We start from the raw sequence: 16,404 nt of genomic DNA, 5'->3' as shown, positions 1-16,404 counted from the left end.
GACCAGAGAGGGCAATGCATGGCAATCGTGGCGGAACCGACGGGGCCGACATCAGGGTTTGCAATCGTCGGTTATGCGGCGCGGTTCCCCGGTGCTGCCGATGCAGACGAGTTCTGGGACGTGCTGCGGCAGGGCCGCGATGCGGTCTCCGACGTGCCCCGGGACCGGTGGGACGTCGATGAGTTCTTCGACCCCGATCCGGACGCGCCGGGAAAAATGGTTGCGCGCCGCGCAGGATTCATCGAGGACGTGACGGGGTTCGACGCGCCGTTCTTCGGGGTCTCGACCCGCGAGGTGCGGTTGATGGACCCGCAGCATCGGCTGCTGCTGGAGACGGCGTGGCAGGCGGTGGAGCACTCCGGTACCGCCCCGATGGCGCTGGCCAATTCCAACACCGGGGTGTTCATGGGTCTGTCCACCCATGACTACCTGGGCATGGCGTCCGACGAACTCGACTACGCCGAGATCGAGGCCTACATGGCGATCGGCACGGCGGCTGCTGCGGCAGCCGGCCGGATCAGTTATCGCCTGGGACTGCAGGGCCCGGCGGTGACGGTCGACACCGCGTGCAGCTCGTCGCTGGTGGCGATCCATCAGGCGTGCCAGGCGCTGCGGTTGGGCGAGTGTGACCTGGCGCTGGCCGGCGGGGCCAACGTGCTGCTCAGCCCCGCGACCATGATCACGTTCTCGCATGCGCACATGCTTGCGCCGGACGGACGCTGCAAGACGTTCGACGCGGCCGCAGACGGCTACGTGCGGGGCGAGGGTTGCGGCGTCATCGTCATCAAACGGCTCGACGACGCGATCCGCGATGGCGACCGTATCCGGGCCGTGATTCGCGGCAGCGCGATCAATCAGGACGGCGCTTCGGGTGGTCTGACGGTTCCCAACGGGGTCGCCCAGCAGCGGGTGATCACCGAGGCCCTGCACCGCGCCGGCGTCGCAGCCAGTGACGTCGGATACCTGGAGGCGCACGGGACCGGGACCTCGCTGGGTGATCCGATCGAGGTGCAGGCCGCCGGTGCGGCGCTCGGCAAGGGTCGCGACCCGGGCCGCCCGCTGCTGATCGGGTCAGTCAAGACCAACATCGGGCACCTGGAAGCGGCCGCCGGAATCGCCGGTGTGATCAAGGTCATCCTGGCGCTGGAGCACGAGGCGCTGCCCAAGCACCTCAATTTCCGCAAACCGTCGCCGCACATCCCGTGGGACCGGCTCGCGGTGCGCGTCGTGCAGGAGGCCACCGCCTGGGAACGCAACGGCGCGCCGCGCATCGCCGGGGTCAGTTCGTTCGGGTTCTCCGGGACCAACGCGCACGTCATCCTCGAAGAAGCGCCCGCTCGGGTGCCCGCACCCGCCGTGATCGACGACAGTGAGGACCGCCGGTTCAGCCTGCTGCCGCTGTCGGCCCGCAGCCCGGCCGCCCTGGTGCAGCTCGCGCAGCGGTATCGCGAGTGGATGACCGCGCATCCCGAGGCCGCTCTGACCGATCTGTGCTTCACCGCCGGTGTGGGTCGTTCCCACTTCGAGCACCGCGCCGCGCTGGTGGTGAATTCGGTGGAGTCCGCGAGTGAGCTGTTGGGCGCGCTGGCCGACGACCGACCGGCCCCCGGCCTGGTGCGCGGTGAGTCCGCTGCCGACGTCCCGAAGACGGCCTGGCTGTTCCCCGGCCAGGGCAGCCAGTTCGCCGGCATGGCCCGGGAGTTGTTCGAGACCGAACCGGTGTTTGCCGAGACGATGACCCGGTGCGCGGCAGTGGTCGACGCCGTGCTGGACCAGCCGCTGCTGGACGTCATCTTCGCGCCCGACGGATCAGACACCTTGCGCCAGACCAGCTATGCCCAGCCCGCCCTGTTCGCGGTGGAGATGGGTCTGGCCCGGCTCTGGCAGTCGTGGGGACTTCAGCCCGACGTCGTGCTCGGGCACAGCGTCGGCCAGTACTCGGCGGCCTGCGTCGCCGGTGTCTTCAGCCTCGAAGACGGCGCGTTGCTGCTCGCCGAACGCGGCCGTCTGTTCGGGAACCTGCCCGCGGGTGGCCGGATGGTTGCGGTGTTCGCCGCCGCCGAGCGGGTGGAGAGCTTCACCGATGAATTCCCCCGACTCTCGGTGGCCGCCTACAACGGCGCCAACACCGTGCTGTCGGGACCTGCCGAGGATCTGGACCGGGCGGTGGCCGCGCTGACCGCCGACGGAGTGCGGTGCGACTGGCTGGACACCAGCCACGCGTTCCACTCGGCGCTGTTGGATCCGGCCCTCGACGAATTCGAGTCGTACGCAAGCCGTTTCGAATACCGCTCGCCGCAGCGTCTGCTGGTGTGCAACCGCACCGGTGCCGCGCTGGGCAGGACGGTGAAACTGGACGCGCGCTACTGGCGTCGTCATGCGCGCCAGCCGATCGAATTCGCCAAGAGCGTGGCCACTTTGGCCGACCTCGGCTGCGCGGCACTGCTGGAGGTCGGGCCGCAGCCGGTGCTCACCGCCGCGGCACTGCGGGTCTGGCCCGACCCGGCCACCGCGCCGCGCGCGATCGCGTCGCTGCGCCGCAACGGTGCCGACCACCGCCAGATCACCGAAGCCCTGGCCAGCGCCTACACCACGGGGCACCTGCCTGATTTCGGCGCGCTGCAGCATGGGGCCACCCACAAGCTCGACCTGCCCACTTACCCGTTCCAGCGCCGCCCGTACTGGTACCGGGACAGCCGCGCCCCGGTCGCCGAGACCGCCGCCCCCGCTGCGCGGACCGAGGCGGTGCGCCTGCTCGAGGACGGCCGGATCGACGAACTCGCCGCGCTGCTCGACGGTGACAGCGGCAACCAACAGACTGCGGAAATTTTGAAAAAGTTTGCCGCGCAGCATAATCGCCAGCGGGCGGTGCAGTCGATCGTCGACGCGCGCTACGAGATGCGCTGGCAGAAGTCTGCGGTGGCCAAGGTGGGCGCCGGTGAGGGCTCGGCCTGGCTGCTCATCGGTGACGACGCCGAACTCGCCGCGTCGTTGACCGAGGCGCTGACCGCGCGGGGTCACCGGTACCGGATCCTCGGGTTGCCGGCCTCCGACGCGGACCGCGACCGACTCGAAGCCGCATTGCGCGCCGCGGTGGCCGAGGAACCCTCGCTGCGCATCCTGTGCCTGGCTGCCCTGGAACGCGGCGGTGTCTCCACTGCGCCGTCGATGCGTTCGCTGCTGCGGATGCAGCACCGGGTGCTCGGCGGAGCCAAACACCTGTTCCGCGCCGCCGTTGCCGCCGAACTGCGTACCCCTATCTGGCTGGTCACCCGCGGTGCGCAGCGGGTCGTCGACGCCGACGTCGTGTCGCCGGTGCAGAGCTGCCTCTGGGGATTCGGTCGCGCGGCCGCGCTGGAGCATCCGCAGGTGTGGGGCGGGCTGGCAGACCTGCCCGACGGCAGCACCGACGAGTGGTCCCGACTGATCGACCAGCTGGCCGTGACCTCACCCAACTCGGCGGTCCGAGAAGACCAGATCGCGTTGCGCGACCAGGCTGTCTACGTTCCCCGGCTGCACCGTCGGCCCGGCCTGCCGGTCGCCGCGCCGCTGCAACTCCGTTCTGACGCAACGTATCTGGTGACCGGTGGGCTGGGTGCCGTCGGTCTGGAGATTGCCGGATACCTGGCGTCGCGCGGTGCCCGGCAGCTGGTTTTGACCGGTCGGCGGGCGCCCGGTGACGGTGCCCGGCAGCGCATCGAGGCCATCAGCGGCGAGCATGACTGCCAGATCAGGGTGGTCGCGGCCGACGTCGCCGACCCGCACGACGTGGCCCGCCTGATGGCCACCGTGCAGTCCGAGCTGCCCGCGCTGGCAGGCATCGTGCACGCCGCCGGTGAGATCGGCAACACACCCCTGCAGACTCTCGAGGACACCGAAGTTGACCGTGTCTTTGCTGGAAAAGTCTGGGGCGCTTGGCATTTGAGTGAGGCTGTGGCGGATTTGCCCGGGGACCAGAAACTGGACTTCTTCCTGTGCACCTCCTCGATCGCCGCGGTCTGGGGCAGCTTCGGCCAGACCGCCTACAGTGCCGCCAACGCCTTCCTCGACGGGTTGGTGTGGCGGTTGCGCGAACAGGGCGTGCCCGCCATGAGCGTGAACTTCGGTCCCTGGATGTCCGGGCTGTCCGGAGCGTCCGGCATGGCCGACGAGGACGCCCGCGCCCGTCTCGAGCAGCGCGGCGTCAAAGCTCTGTCGTCCGCTGACGCGCTGGCCGGGATGGCCGAGGTCATGGCGGCGGCATCGGAGACCCCGAACGGCGTTGTGGCACGGGTTGATTGGGCCCGCTTCCTGCCGCTGTACCAGCTGGGTGGCCGGCGGTCCTTCCTCGCGGAGCTCGAGCGCGAGGTGCCCGAGTCCGGAACGGCGGCAGCGGCATCGGGGGCATCCGGTCCCACTCGATTGGTCGAGCAGCTGACCGCGGCTCCGGTGCAGCAGCGCAAGAAGATTCTGGTCGAGTTCCTGCGCGACGTGGTGGCGGACGTGACCCGGACCGACGGGTCCGAAATCCGCGAGGAGGCCGGCTTCTTCGACCTCGGTATGGACTCGTTGATGGCCGTCGAACTGCGGCGGCGGGTCGAGCAGGCCGTCGGCAGGGATCTGCCGGCGACGCTGGCGATGGATCATCCGCGCCTGGTCGACGTGGCGGACTACCTGCTCGGCGACGTACTGCGACTGGGTGCCCAGCCCTCGGCGGCCGCGGCGCCGACCCAGCCGACGTCGTTGACGTCCGGAGCCGCCGACGAGCCGATCGCGATCGTCGCGGTGGCGTGCCGCTTTCCGGGTTCGCCCAATCCCGAAGCGTACTGGGACCTGTTGTCCGGCGGTGTCGACGCGATCCGTGAGATCCCCGAGGACCGGTTCGACATCGACGAGTTCTACGACCCGGATCCCGAGACGCCGGGCAAGATCTACAGCCGCAACGGGGGGTACCTGGAAGGCATCGCGGAATTCGATCCGGAGTTCTTCGGCATCTCCCCGCGCGAGGCCGTGTGGATCGATCCTCAGCAGCGGTTGATGCTGGAGATCGTCTGGGAGGGTTTGGAGCGCGCCGGATATTCGCCGACGGCGTTGCGCGGCAGCCGCAGCGGCATCTTCGTCGGGGTGGCCGCCAACGAGTATTCGCATCTGCTGTCGCGGGACTCGGTGGACAGCATCGAAGCCCACTTCATCACCGGCAATGCGCTCAACGCCATCGCGGGCCGGGTGGCGTTCGCGCTCGGGCTGGAGGGCCCTGCGGTGGCGGTGGACACTGCCTGCAGTTCGTCGCTGGTGGCTGTCCACCAGGCCTGCCAGGCACTGCACTCCGGTGACTGCGATCTGGCGCTGGCCGGCGGGGTCAACGTGTTGCTGAGCCCCGCGTCCATCGTCGCCGCCTCCCGAGCCCGGATGCTCTCGCCCGACGGTCGTTGCAAGACCTTCGACGCCGCGGCCGACGGGTACGTGCGCAGCGAAGGCTGCGGGATTCTGGTGCTCAAGAGACTCAGCGACGCTGAGCGTGCCGGGGACCGGATCTGCGCGGTGATCCGCGGCAGCGCGGTCAACCAGGACGGCGCTTCCAGTGGTCTCACAGTGCCCAACGGCGGTGCGCAGCAACGCCTTATCGCCTCGGCACTGACGCGCGCCGGTTTGAGCGGCGGCGACGTCGACTATCTCGAGGCGCACGGGACGGGCACCGCGCTCGGTGACCCGATCGAGGTGCAGGCCGCCGCGGCCGCCTACGGTACCGGCCGCACCCCGGACCGGCCCCTGCTGCTCGGATCGGTCAAGACCAACATCGGCCACCTCGAGTCCGCTGCGGGCGTCGCCGGACTGATCAAAGTCGTGTTGTCGATGCAGCACGAAATGCTGCCGCACCTACTGCATTTCGGGAACCCGTCGCCGCATATCCCGTGGAGTTCGCTACCGGTGCGGGTGGTGGACGAGCCGATGCCGTGGCAGACCAACGGCAGGCCGCGGCGGGCCGGGGTGAGCTCGTTCGGCTTCACCGGCACCAACGCGCACGTACTGATCGAGGAGGCGCCGCCGGTTGTCGACGACCTGGCCGGCACCGATGACGACGGGGTGGTGGCGCCGAAGGCGGACACCGCTGACGAACAGGTCAAGGTGTTGCCGCTGTCGGCGCGCTCCCCGCAGGCGCTGACGGCGTTGGCGCAGCGGTACTGCGAATGGCTCGACGCGCATCCTGAGGTCGACATCGCCGACGTCTGCTTCACCGCCGGAGTGGGCCGCTCACAGTTCGAACACCGGGCCGCGCTGGTTCTGGACCCGGGCGGGGACCCGGTGCGCAACGCCCGCGACCAGCTGGTCGAGTTGACCGAGAATCGGCTGCGACCGGGGGTGCTGCGCGGCGAATGCGCCGACCCGCCGACCACGGCGTGGTTGTTCACCGGGCAGGGCAGTCAGTACCCGGGCATGGCACGCGAGTTGTTCGCTGCCGAACCGGTATTCGCCGACGTCCTGCAGCGATGTGCCGCCGCGGTCGATGACCTGCTGCCGCGGCCACTGTTGGAGGTGATGTTCGCCACCGACCGGGACAGTTCGGAAACGTTGCGGCACACGTCTTTCGCGCAGCCGGCGTTGTTTGCCGTCGAGATGGGTCTGGCCCGGCTGTGGCAGTCGTGGGGCATCGAGCCCGACGTGGTTCTCGGGCACAGCGTGGGCCAGTACGCGGCCGCCTGCGTGGCCGAAGTGTTCAGCCTCGAGGACGGGGCCCGGCTGATCGCCGAACGCGGTCGGTTGTTCGGCAATCTGCCGGCCGGCGGCAGAATGGTCGCAGTCTTCGCCGATGCCGGACACGTCGAGGCCGTCGCCGACAAGTCGCCGCGGGTTTCGGTCGCCGCCTACAACGGCCCTAACACGGTGCTGTCGGGCCCGGGCGAGGACTTGGAGCAGGTCGTCGAAGCCCTCAGCGAGGACGGGATCCGCTGCAACTGGCTGGACACCAGCCACGCCTTCCATTCGGAGTTGCTGGAACCCGCGCTGGACGAGTTCGAGTCGTATGCGGCGGGTTTCCAGTTCGCGGTTCCGACTCGACCGCTGGTCTGCAACCGCACCGGCGGGGTACTCAGCGCCGAAACCCCGCTCAACGCGCAGTACTGGCGGCGGCACTCCCGGCAGCCGGTGCAGTTTGCCGAAAGCGTGCGCACGGTGGCGCAGCTGGGATGCACGGTGTTGATGGAATTGGGTCCGCAGCCGATCCTGACCGCGGCCGCGGTGCAGGTGTGGCCCGAGCACGCGACCGCGCCCCGCGCGATCGTCTCGCTGCGCAAGGGCACCGACGCGCGGCGCCAGATCGCCGAAGCGGTTGCCACAGCCTATGTTTCGGGGCATCGTCCGGATTTCGCCAAGCTGTATCACTCGCCGCGCCGCCGGCTCGAACTGCCGACCTATCCGTTTCAGCGCCGGCACTTCTGGCCCAAGACCTCCGGCATCATCGGCGGCGGCGAAGGTGTCGCGGCGTCCGGGATCCTGGGCAGCGCAAAAGACCTCGCCTCCGGTGACGCCGTCTACACCAGCCGGTTGTCGGTCAAATCGCAGCCGTGGCTGGCTCATCACGTCATCTACGGCACGGTCGTCGTCCCGGGCGCGACGTACGCGGCGATGGCCCTTGCCGCCGTCGGCCCGCCGGCGCGGGTGCAGGATGTCTTCTTCTACGAGCCGATCATCCTGCCGGAGAAGAGTTCTCGTGAGGTGCAGCTGACGCTGACCCCGACCGAGGATGGCAGCGGCTTCACCTTCAAGGTGCACAGCCGCCCCTACGGGGTGCGCGATGTCGACTGGTCGTTGAACGCCGACGGGACCGTCGTGACCGGTGTGGACGACGAGTCGGCGCTGGATACCGAGGATTCCGTCGAAGCGGCGACCGAGCAGCTGAGCCGCACCCGGCCGCAACAGCTGTTCGAAACCTTCGCCGACATGGAATTGGCCTGGGGGCCAACCTGGTCGACGTCCCTGAAGTCATTGTGGGTGGGTGAAGGCGAGGCGATCGGCGATGTCGTCGTCGGCGACGAACTCAGCGAGCACCTCGGCGGGGAACCGATCCATCCGGTGCTGCTGGACCTGTGCACCGGTGTCGCCTTCCCGGCGTTCCCCGCGCTGCTGGCAGCCGAGCACGGCGTGGCCGACCTGTTTCTGCCGCTGCGGTACGGCCGAGTGATGCTGCGCGAACGGATGCCACGCCGGTTCTTTTGCCGGGCGAAGTGGCACGGCAATGCACTGGACAACGAAACACAGGTCTTCGACCTCGATTTCGTGGACCGGGACGGGCGCCTGTTGGGCGGTATCCGCGAGTTCACCGTGAAGCGCGCGCCCCGCGAGGCGTTGCTGCGTGGGCTCGGAGGTGACGCCACCAGACTGCTGTACACCCTGGGCTGGCACGAGGTGCCGCCGCCGCCGTCCGATGGTGATGAAAGCATCTCCGGCACGTGGCTTGTCGCCGGATTCGACGAGCTGGCCACCGAGTTGCCCGGCTGCCTGCGCGTGGATCGCAACGCCGACGCCGAACAGTGGCGGCAGCTTATCGCGCAGGCCCAGGACCGCGGAATGCCGATTTCCGGGATCGTGTTGCGCGGCAGCTCCGGACCGGCCGGCGAGGAGTCCAGCGCCGAGTTCGCGCAGCGCCTGCAGACCGAGATCGGCGAAGTGATCGACGTGGTGCAACCGCTGCTGGCTGACGAAACGGTGAAACTCACCGGCGGACTGTGGATCGTCACCGAACGAGCCGTCGCCGCAGAACCGGGTGAGCCTGTCGACCCGGTGCAATCCGCGCTGTGGGGGCTGGGACGGACCATCGTCGCCGAACAACCGATCCTGCGCTGCCGCCTGGTCGACCACGACGGGTCCGAGGAAGCGGTGTCCGCGCTGGCCAGACTGCTCGGCGCTCCCGGCGAGGAACCCGAATTCGCGCTGCGGCAAGGAAAGTACCTGGTTTCGCGGCTGATGCCGTGGGCCCGCAGCGGACATCTCGCGGTACCCCGCGCCGGCGACTACGTGCTGGCGCCGACCGAGCGCGGTGCGATCGACAACCTGCGTCTGACCGAGTCAGAGGTCAACTCGCCCAGCGAGGGCCAGGTGCAGATCCAGGTGGAGGCCGCCGGCCTCAACTTCCGGGATGTGCTCAACGTGCTCGGCCTGTATCCCGGCGACCCGGGGCTGATCGGTGGCGACTTCTCCGGCATCGTCACCGAATTAGGCAGCGGCGTAACCGGACTCGCGGTCGGCCAACGCGTGATGGGCTTCATGCAGGGCGCGTTCGCCAGCCGGGTCAACGTGCCGGCGCAGTTGCTGGCGCCCGTTCCGAAGGGACTGAGCGCGGTCGACGCGGCCAGCATTCCCGCCGCCGCACTCACCGCGCGACTCGCGTTCGACTGGGCCAAGCTGCGGCCGGGCGACCGGGTCTTGGTGCATGCAGCCAGCGGTGGGGTCGGGCTGGCCGCGGTCCAGTTGGCCCAACAGCACGGTGCCACGGTCTTCGCCACCGCCAGCACCTATAAGCGGGCCATGCTGCGCAAACTGGGCGTGCAGTACGTCTATGACTCGCGCAGTACGGATTTCGCCGACCAGATCCTCGCCGACACCGGGGGAGCCGGTGTCGACGTGGTGCTCAACAGCCTGACCAATGACGGGTTCGTCGCTGCCACCGTGCGGGCCACCGCGCGCAACGGACGATTCGCCGAAATCGCCAAGCGCGACATCTGGTCGCCGGAACAGATGGCGGCTGAACGGCCGGACATCGCCTACGAGATCGTCGCGCTGGACGGCACCATCGTGTCCGACCCCGCGCACATCCAGCGTCTGCTGGTCGAGGTGTCGGAGGGACTGGGCAACGGCGAGTGGTCGCCGCTACCGGTGGAGATCTATCCGCTGACCGAAGCCAAGACCGCCTTCCGCCGCATGCAGCAGGCACGTCACATCGGCAAGATCGTGCTACAGATGCCCAAACCGCTTCAGCTGCACGGTGATCGGAGTTACCTGATCACCGGTGGTCTGGGAGCGCTCGGGCTGCACACAGCCGCCCACCTGGCGCAGCTCGGCGCCGGCGACATCGTATTGACCAGCCGGCGAGAGCCCGATGCCGAGGCGCAGCGGACCATCGCCGACATCACCGAGCGGTACCGGTGCCGGATCCACACCTTCGCCGCCGACGTCGGTGAGGAGACTGCGGCCGCCGAGTTGCTGGGGCGGATCCGGTCGGAGCTGCCGCCGCTGGCCGGGGTGGCCCATCTGGCCGGTGTGCTCGACGACGCGCTGCTGACCCAGCAGGACGCGGCGCACTTCCAGACAACCCTGCAACCGAAAGCATTGGCGGCGTGGCATTTGCATCGGTTGACGGCAGACGACGACCTCGATTTCTTCTTGCTGTATTCGTCGGCCTCCAGCGTGCTGGGCTCGCCCGGACAGGCAAACTATGCAGCGGCCAATGCACTGCTGGACGGACTCGCCGCCTACCGCAAGGCCCAAGGTCTGCCCGCAGCCAGCATCAACTGGGGTCCGTGGGGCAAGGGCGGCATGGCCACGTCACATGCGGCGCGCGCCAATCTCGGTGCACAGGGCCTGCTTCCGCTGGAGCCCAGCGCGGCCCTGAGTGCGCTGGGCGAGATCCTCGCCCACGGCACCGGGCAGGTCACCGTGATCAAGGCCAACTGGCAACGGCTCGCCAAGATGCTCGGCGGTGCCCGGCCGCCGATCCTCGACCACCTGCTGCCCAGTGATGCCACAGCGACACCCGGCGACAGCGAATTGTTGCGTCAGCTCTACGAAGTGCCGGAAGCGCAACGCGCCGACTTCATCAGCGAGTACCTGCAGCACGAGGTGCAACAGTTCCTGCGGCTTGCGCAGCCGCCCGCGGCCAGCAGCCGGTTCCTGGACCTGGGTACCGACTCGCTGATGGCGGTGGAACTGCGCAACCGGTTGCACGCGCAGTTCGGCGGGGCGTTCACCATCAGCGCCACGGCGGTCTTCGACTACCCGACAATCCGGTCGCTGGCCGAGTATCTGGCCGAGCAGCTGCCGGAGACGGACGGGGAAGTCCCGCAGGCCGAGGACGCGGACGGCGAGTCCGAATCAGCACCGGGGCCGGCTGACTGACGCGTCAGTCGCTGACGTCGAACCCGGCGATCACCTTGGTGGGCCGCAGCCGCACCACCAGCTCGCCGGGCACGGCGTTGCGCCGGCCGAACTCAGCAGCCCGATCGGCGCCCATGTACCGGGCGCCGGTTCGGGTCGCAATGTCCAGCAGCTGCTGCGGATCGTCGCTCACCGAAGCCTGGCCCTGAACCTGCACGAACGAGTAGGGCGGGTGCGGGTCGTCGACGCAGATCGTGGCCCGTGGATCACGCTGCAGCGCACGCCCTTTCGCGGTCCTGCTGTCGGTGGTGAACACCAGTGCGCCGTCGTCGACGACGAACCAGACCGGCGCCACCAGCGGGCGGCCGTCGCTGGCGGTGAAGGCCAGCATGCCCGTCCGAGTGCCTTCGGACAGGAAGGCGATGACGCGGTCGGACAGTTCGGCCATGCGATTTACAACTTTGCCAGGTCGTATTCGCCGACGTTGTCGATGAGCACCCGCAGCTGATCTCCGGTGGAGCCCAGCGTGTTGTCGATCGCGGTGAGCCGCGCCGTGTAGTGGCCCACCGGGTATTCCGCGGTCATGCCGATGCCGCCGTGCAGTTGGATCGCCTCCTGCCCGATGTGCCGGCCGGAGCGCCCGATCTGCAGCTTGGCGCGCGCGGCGATCACCGGGTCGTAGTTGCCGTCGGCGATGGACATCGCCGCGTACAGATTCATGCTGCGCGCCAACTCCAGCGAGACATACATGTCGGCGGCGCGCTGCGTCAGCGCCTGGAATTTGTTCAAGGTGACCCCGAATTGTTTGCGGGTTTTCAGGTATTCAGTGGTCAGCCGCAGCGCTTCCTCCATCGCCCCCAGCGCTTCGGCACACAGCGAAGACTGAATCCGGATGACGGCGTTGCGGATCGCCACCGAGGCGTCGGCGGCATCGCCCAGCGGTTCGGCGGCGGCGTCGTCCAGGTCGATCTGGGCGCCGCGCTGGCCGTCGAAGGTGGCGTAGGACCGTCGGGTGGCATTGTCGGCGTCGACCAGGAACAGGCCGGTGCCGCCGTCCGGCAACGTCGCGCTGACCACCAGCGTCTCGGCGCAGTGCCCGGCCAGCACCGGGTTCTTGCGTCCGCTCACAGTCCACGAATCACCTTGCTGCACAGCGCGAGTGGCGATCTCCGCCGACGCACCCCGCTGTCCGGGCTCCAGGTGGGCGAACGCCAGCAGCAGTTGGCCCGCGGCGACCTCGTCGAGCAGTTCCTTCTGCGCAGCACTGCCGAGTTCGGCGATCAGCGCACCCGGGGCCAGGGCAGCGTGCACGATCGGCTCCGGCGCCAGGCGGCGCCCCACTTCGGTGAGGACCACGGCGATCTCCAGTTGGCCGGCTTCTTCCGGATCGAAGCCGAGACCCAGAATCCCGGTCTCGGCCAACTGACTCCACACCTCACGACTCCAGCCGAGCTCGGTGTCGACCACCTTGTTGCGGCTTTCCGTGTCGTAGCTGCGCGACAACAGCTCCCGGGCGGTGTCGCGCAACAGCACCTGCTCTTCGCTCAACTGAAAGTCCATGACTGCCTCACAATCCCAGAATGGTGGACGCGATGATGTTGCGTTGAACTTCGTTGCTACCGCCGTAGATCGAGGTCTTGCGGTAGTTGAGGTAGTGTGGCGCACTGGCTTGCGCCCAAGCCGGCGAAGCGATTTCGTCACCGTCGATCGGTAGCGCGTCGGCACCGGCCGCCTCGAGCATCAACTCGGTGGACAGCTGCTGCAACTGGCTGCCGCGCAATTTGAGCACCGACGAAGCTGGGTTCGGTTTACCGCCCGACGAACCGGAGACGACCCGGGCCTGGGTGAGTTCCAGTGCCAGCACCTCGTTTTCGGCTTCGGCCAGCCGCGCGGCGAACAGCGGGTCGTCGAGCAGCCCGCTCTCCGCGGCGTGCCGCTTCACCTCGGCCAACCGCACCTTGGTGCGACCCACCTGCGCGATGCCGGTGCGTTCGTTGCCCAACAGGAACTTCGCGTACGTCCAGCCCTGATTCTCTTCGCCGACAAGCTGATTGGCGGGAACCCGGACATCGGAGAAGAACACCTCGTTGACTTCGACGCCCCCGTCGATCAATTTGATCGGGCGCCACGTGATACCCGGGGTGTCCATCTCCATGAGCAGGAACGAGATGCCCGCCTGCCGTTTGGGTGCCTGCGGATCGGTGCGCACCAGGCAGAAGATCCAGTCCGCGTACTGACCCAGTGTCGTCCACGTCTTCTGCCCGTTGACCACGTAGGTGTCACCATCGCGGACCGCGGTGGTGCGCAGCGAGGCGAGGTCTGAGCCGGCTTCGGGCTCGGAGAAGCCCTGGCACCACCAGATGTCCAGCGCCGCCGTGGGCGGCAGGAACCGTTCCTTGATCTCCTGGGACCCGAATTCGGCGATCACCGGTCCGACCATCTTGGTGTTGAAGTTCAGCGGCTCGGGCACACTGGCCAGCTGCATCTCGTCGTTGTAGATCTGCGACTGGGTGGGTGTCCAATCCTTGCCGCCCCACTCGACCGGCCAGCCGGGCACGGCGAGCCCGTTCTCGTGCAACAGCTTGTGGTTGGTCACGATCTGCTCGCGGGTCAGCGATCCGCCCTGGCGAACCCGGTCCCGGATCTCGGCGGGGATTTCGGTGGTGAAGAAGGTACGAAGTTCGTCGCGGAACGCGGCTTCCTCGGATGTGAGCGCCAGCTTCATTGCAGCCTCCTGTGTCGGTGAACGTGAGCTCGTCGAGAGACGGTGGACGTCCGGCCCGGATCGTTCGCGCCGGTTCCATCTTGACCCATCCGTTCCGGCGCCCGTGCACAGCCTCGGGTTAGTCCACAACCGGGTGTTGAGGTGCCGATTTTCGGGCTGGTGTGGCGGTGGGCGCGCCTACGGTCGGCGCATGCGAACAGAACCTCCCGCGGAGCGACTGCACCGGCGGTTCGGGTCCGGCCCGGGTACCGACTCCGACGCAGCCGAATCCGAGGCTGAAGACAGCGAAGCAGGTACCGAAGACGACCCGAACTCGTTGTTGCCGCGCTGGCTTCCTGAGCCCTCTGGTGGACGCGGCTGGATGGAACGGGTGCGCGCCGATCCGGGTCGTGCCGGTGCCGTCGGGTTGGCGGTGATCGCCGCGCTGGCGGTGCTGATCACCGTCTTCACGTTGGTGCGTGACCGGCCGGCGCCGGTCACTTCGGCCAAACTGCCGCCGGTGGAACGGGTTTCGTCGACCGGGCCGAGGTCCTCGGGCAGCCCCGGCCCACCGGTGGGTCCAGTCGTAGTCAGCGTCGTTGGCCTGGTGCGCAAGCCCGGCTTGGTGACCTTGGCGCCAGGTGCGCGTATCGCCGACGCACTGCAGGCCGCCGGCGGGCCGGTCGACGGCGCAGACACCATCGGGCTCAACATGGCCCGCCCGCTCGGTGACGGCGAACAGATCGTCGTCGGCCTGGCGCCACCGTCGGGCAAACCGTCGGTGCTCGGCAGCTCCGTCGGCACAGGCAGCCCAGCCGGACCGGTGCCATCGCAAGTCGCGACCACCTCAGGCAAACCCGGTACCGCAAAGCAGGCGCTCGACCTGAACACGGCGACCGTGGAACAGCTGGACGCCCTGCCCGGGGTCGGACCGGTCACCGCGGCCGCGATCGTGGCCTGGCGCCAGGCCAACGGCAGGTTCACCAGCGTCGACCAGCTCGGGGAGGTCGACGGGATCGGGCCGGCGCGGCTGGACAAACTGCGCGCCCTGGTTCGTGTTTGACTCGGCAGCGTCCGACCGGGGGGTTGGTGCCGGACCCGGCGTCGCGCCTGGACGTGCGGCTGGTGCCAGCTGCCATGACCGCCTGGATCGTGACGGCCGGTGGGATCGTCTGGCCCATCGGTGCGGCGCTGACCAGCTGCTGCGCGATGTTGACGGCGACGGCGGGTCTGGTGTGGTGGCGGCGGGGTCGCGGAACGACTTTCGTCGGTGCCGGTCTGGTCGCGGTCGGCGTGGTGGGTACCGGCTACGGGCTGGCGATCGCGCTGCGTACCGACGCGCTCGGTCACCACCCGATCACCGCGGCATTCGGCACCGTCGAGCCGGTGACGGTCAGCCCGAGCGAGAGCCCGCTGTTGCTGCGGTCCGGCCGGCTGATGTTCCGAGCCACCCTGCTGCGGCTGCGCGACGCCGAAATATCAGGCCGTGCAGTCGTTTTCGCGCGCGCTTCAGAATCCGACGGTGGGTTCGGCGAGCTGTCGGTGGGCCAGCCGGTGCGGTTCACCGCACGGATCACTCAGCCCACCCGTCGTGACCTGACGGTTGCGGTGCTAACTGCCACGGGCCATCCGACGGTCGGCAGTGCGAATTCTGTGCAACAGGCCGCACACACCGTCCGCCGTCGCTTCAGCGTGGCTGTACACCAGGTGTTGCCCGCGGACGAGGCCGCAATGCTGCCCGCGCTGGTCCTGGGCGACACCTCACAGGTCAGTGCCGCAACCAACGGTGAGTTCCGCGCGGCCGGCATGACGCACCTCACGGCGGTCTCCGGGGCCAACGTCACGATTGTCTGCGCGGCGGTGCTGCTTTCGGCACGGTTGATCGGGCCCCGGGCCGCCGTGGCGCTGGCCGGGCTGGCACTGATCGCTTTCGTCATCGTCGTGCAGCCGACGCCGAGCGTGCTGCGGGCGGCCGTGATGGGCGCGATCGCGCTGACCGCGATGCTGACCTCGCGACGCCGGCAAGCCATTCCGGCTTTGGCCACCACGGTGTTGTTGCTGCTGGTGGTGGCACCGCAACTGGCTGTTGACGTCGGTTTTGCACTGTCGGTGATCGCCACCGCCGCGTTGGTTGTCGTCGCGCCCGCCTGGTCGCGCCGGTTGACCGCCCGCGGCTGTCCGAAGCCGTTGGCCGACGCGTTGGCCGTTGCCGCGGCGGCTCAGGTGGTGACCGCGCCACTGGTCGCAGCGATCTCCGGCCGGTTCAGCCTGGTCGCTGTGGTCGCCAATCTGGTGGTGGCGCCGGTCATAGCCGCGATCACTGTGCTGGGCACGGCCGCGGCGGTGCTGGCGGTGTGCTGGCCGGCGGCATCGCAGCTGCTGATCCGGTTCACCGGGCCCGAGGTGTGGTGGGCGCTACGCGTTGCGCACTGGGCCGCCGGCGTGCCAGGTGCCGCGGTGCCAGTGCCGACGGGCGTCGCGGGCCTGGTGGTGGTCGGCTGCACCAGCGTGCTGGTGGTGGTGATGTGGCGATGGCATTGGTTTCGGGTTGCCGCGGTCTGCGGGGCGCTGGCCGGCGCCCTTTCCCTCACGGCCTGGTCGGTTTCCGTGGCGATCGCAAGCGCGGCGTAGCC

General features: G+C 68.8%; 6 protein-coding genes. 3 read left to right on the top strand and 3 right to left on the bottom strand.

Features of this window, described 5'->3' with window-relative positions; all coding sequences use genetic code 11:
* Nucleotides 1-18: 18 nt before the first annotated feature.
* Nucleotides 19-11,088 (top strand): type I polyketide synthase, encoded by an 11,070-nt coding sequence (locus ACZYZ9_RS03705; RefSeq protein ID WP_463824827.1) that lies wholly within the window; start codon nt 19-21, stop codon nt 11,086-11,088.
* 4 nt (nt 11,089-11,092) lie between these two features.
* Here the strand turns inward: ACZYZ9_RS03705 and ACZYZ9_RS03700 are convergent, their stop codons facing one another.
* Genes ACZYZ9_RS03700 through ACZYZ9_RS03690 form a run of 3 tightly spaced genes read right to left on the bottom strand, consistent with a single transcriptional unit; the run spans nt 11,093 to nt 13,792 of the window.
* Nucleotides 11,093-11,515 carry a PPOX class F420-dependent oxidoreductase gene (locus tag ACZYZ9_RS03700; RefSeq protein ID WP_463824826.1) on the bottom strand — a complete coding sequence of 141 codons (423 nt, stop codon included), beginning with the start codon at nt 11,513-11,515 and terminating at the stop codon, nt 11,093-11,095.
* 5 nt (nt 11,516-11,520) lie between these two features.
* A complete protein-coding gene (locus ACZYZ9_RS03695; RefSeq protein ID WP_463824825.1) occupies nt 11,521-12,627 on the bottom strand; it encodes an acyl-CoA dehydrogenase family protein in 1,107 nt (368 codons plus the stop codon).
* 7 nt (nt 12,628-12,634) lie between these two features.
* Nucleotides 12,635-13,792 carry an acyl-CoA dehydrogenase family protein gene (locus tag ACZYZ9_RS03690; protein ID WP_463824824.1) on the bottom strand — a complete coding sequence of 386 codons (1,158 nt, stop codon included), beginning with the start codon at nt 13,790-13,792 and terminating at the stop codon, nt 12,635-12,637.
* A 190-nt stretch (nt 13,793-13,982) separates the two neighbouring features.
* Here ACZYZ9_RS03690 and ACZYZ9_RS03685 point away from each other — a divergent pair, with 190 nt between their 5' ends.
* Both ACZYZ9_RS03685 and ACZYZ9_RS03680 read left to right on the top strand, forming a co-directional pair.
* Nucleotides 13,983-14,834 carry a helix-hairpin-helix domain-containing protein gene (locus ACZYZ9_RS03685; protein ID WP_463824823.1) on the top strand — a complete coding sequence of 284 codons (852 nt, stop codon included), beginning with the start codon at nt 13,983-13,985 and terminating at the stop codon, nt 14,832-14,834.
* 74 nt (nt 14,835-14,908) lie between these two features.
* Nucleotides 14,909-16,402 carry a ComEC/Rec2 family competence protein gene (locus tag ACZYZ9_RS03680; RefSeq protein WP_463824822.1) on the top strand — a complete coding sequence of 498 codons (1,494 nt, stop codon included), beginning with the start codon at nt 14,909-14,911 and terminating at the stop codon, nt 16,400-16,402.
* Nucleotides 16,403-16,404: the final 2 nt, after the last annotated feature.

The sequence above is a fragment of the Mycobacterium sp. IDUB_28 genome (assembly GCF_055419285.1).
Note: the sequence above shows the minus strand (reverse complement) of the source record. Positions and strands in the feature narration are given on the sequence as shown.

Excerpts from the sequence above, each read along its gene's own strand:
- ACZYZ9_RS03705 (WP_463824827.1), top strand. The coding sequence starts at position 19 with ATGGCAATCGTGGCGGAACCGACGGGGCCGACATCAGGGTTTGCAATC.
- ACZYZ9_RS03700 (WP_463824826.1), bottom strand. The coding sequence starts at position 11,515 with ATGGCCGAACTGTCCGACCGCGTCATCGCCTTCCTGTCCGAAGGCACT.
- ACZYZ9_RS03695 (WP_463824825.1), bottom strand. The coding sequence starts at position 12,627 with ATGGACTTTCAGTTGAGCGAAGAGCAGGTGCTGTTGCGCGACACCGCC.
- ACZYZ9_RS03690 (WP_463824824.1), bottom strand. The coding sequence starts at position 13,792 with ATGAAGCTGGCGCTCACATCCGAGGAAGCCGCGTTCCGCGACGAACTT.
- ACZYZ9_RS03685 (WP_463824823.1), top strand. The coding sequence starts at position 13,983 with ATGCGAACAGAACCTCCCGCGGAGCGACTGCACCGGCGGTTCGGGTCC.
- ACZYZ9_RS03680 (WP_463824822.1), top strand. The coding sequence starts at position 14,909 with ATGACCGCCTGGATCGTGACGGCCGGTGGGATCGTCTGGCCCATCGGT.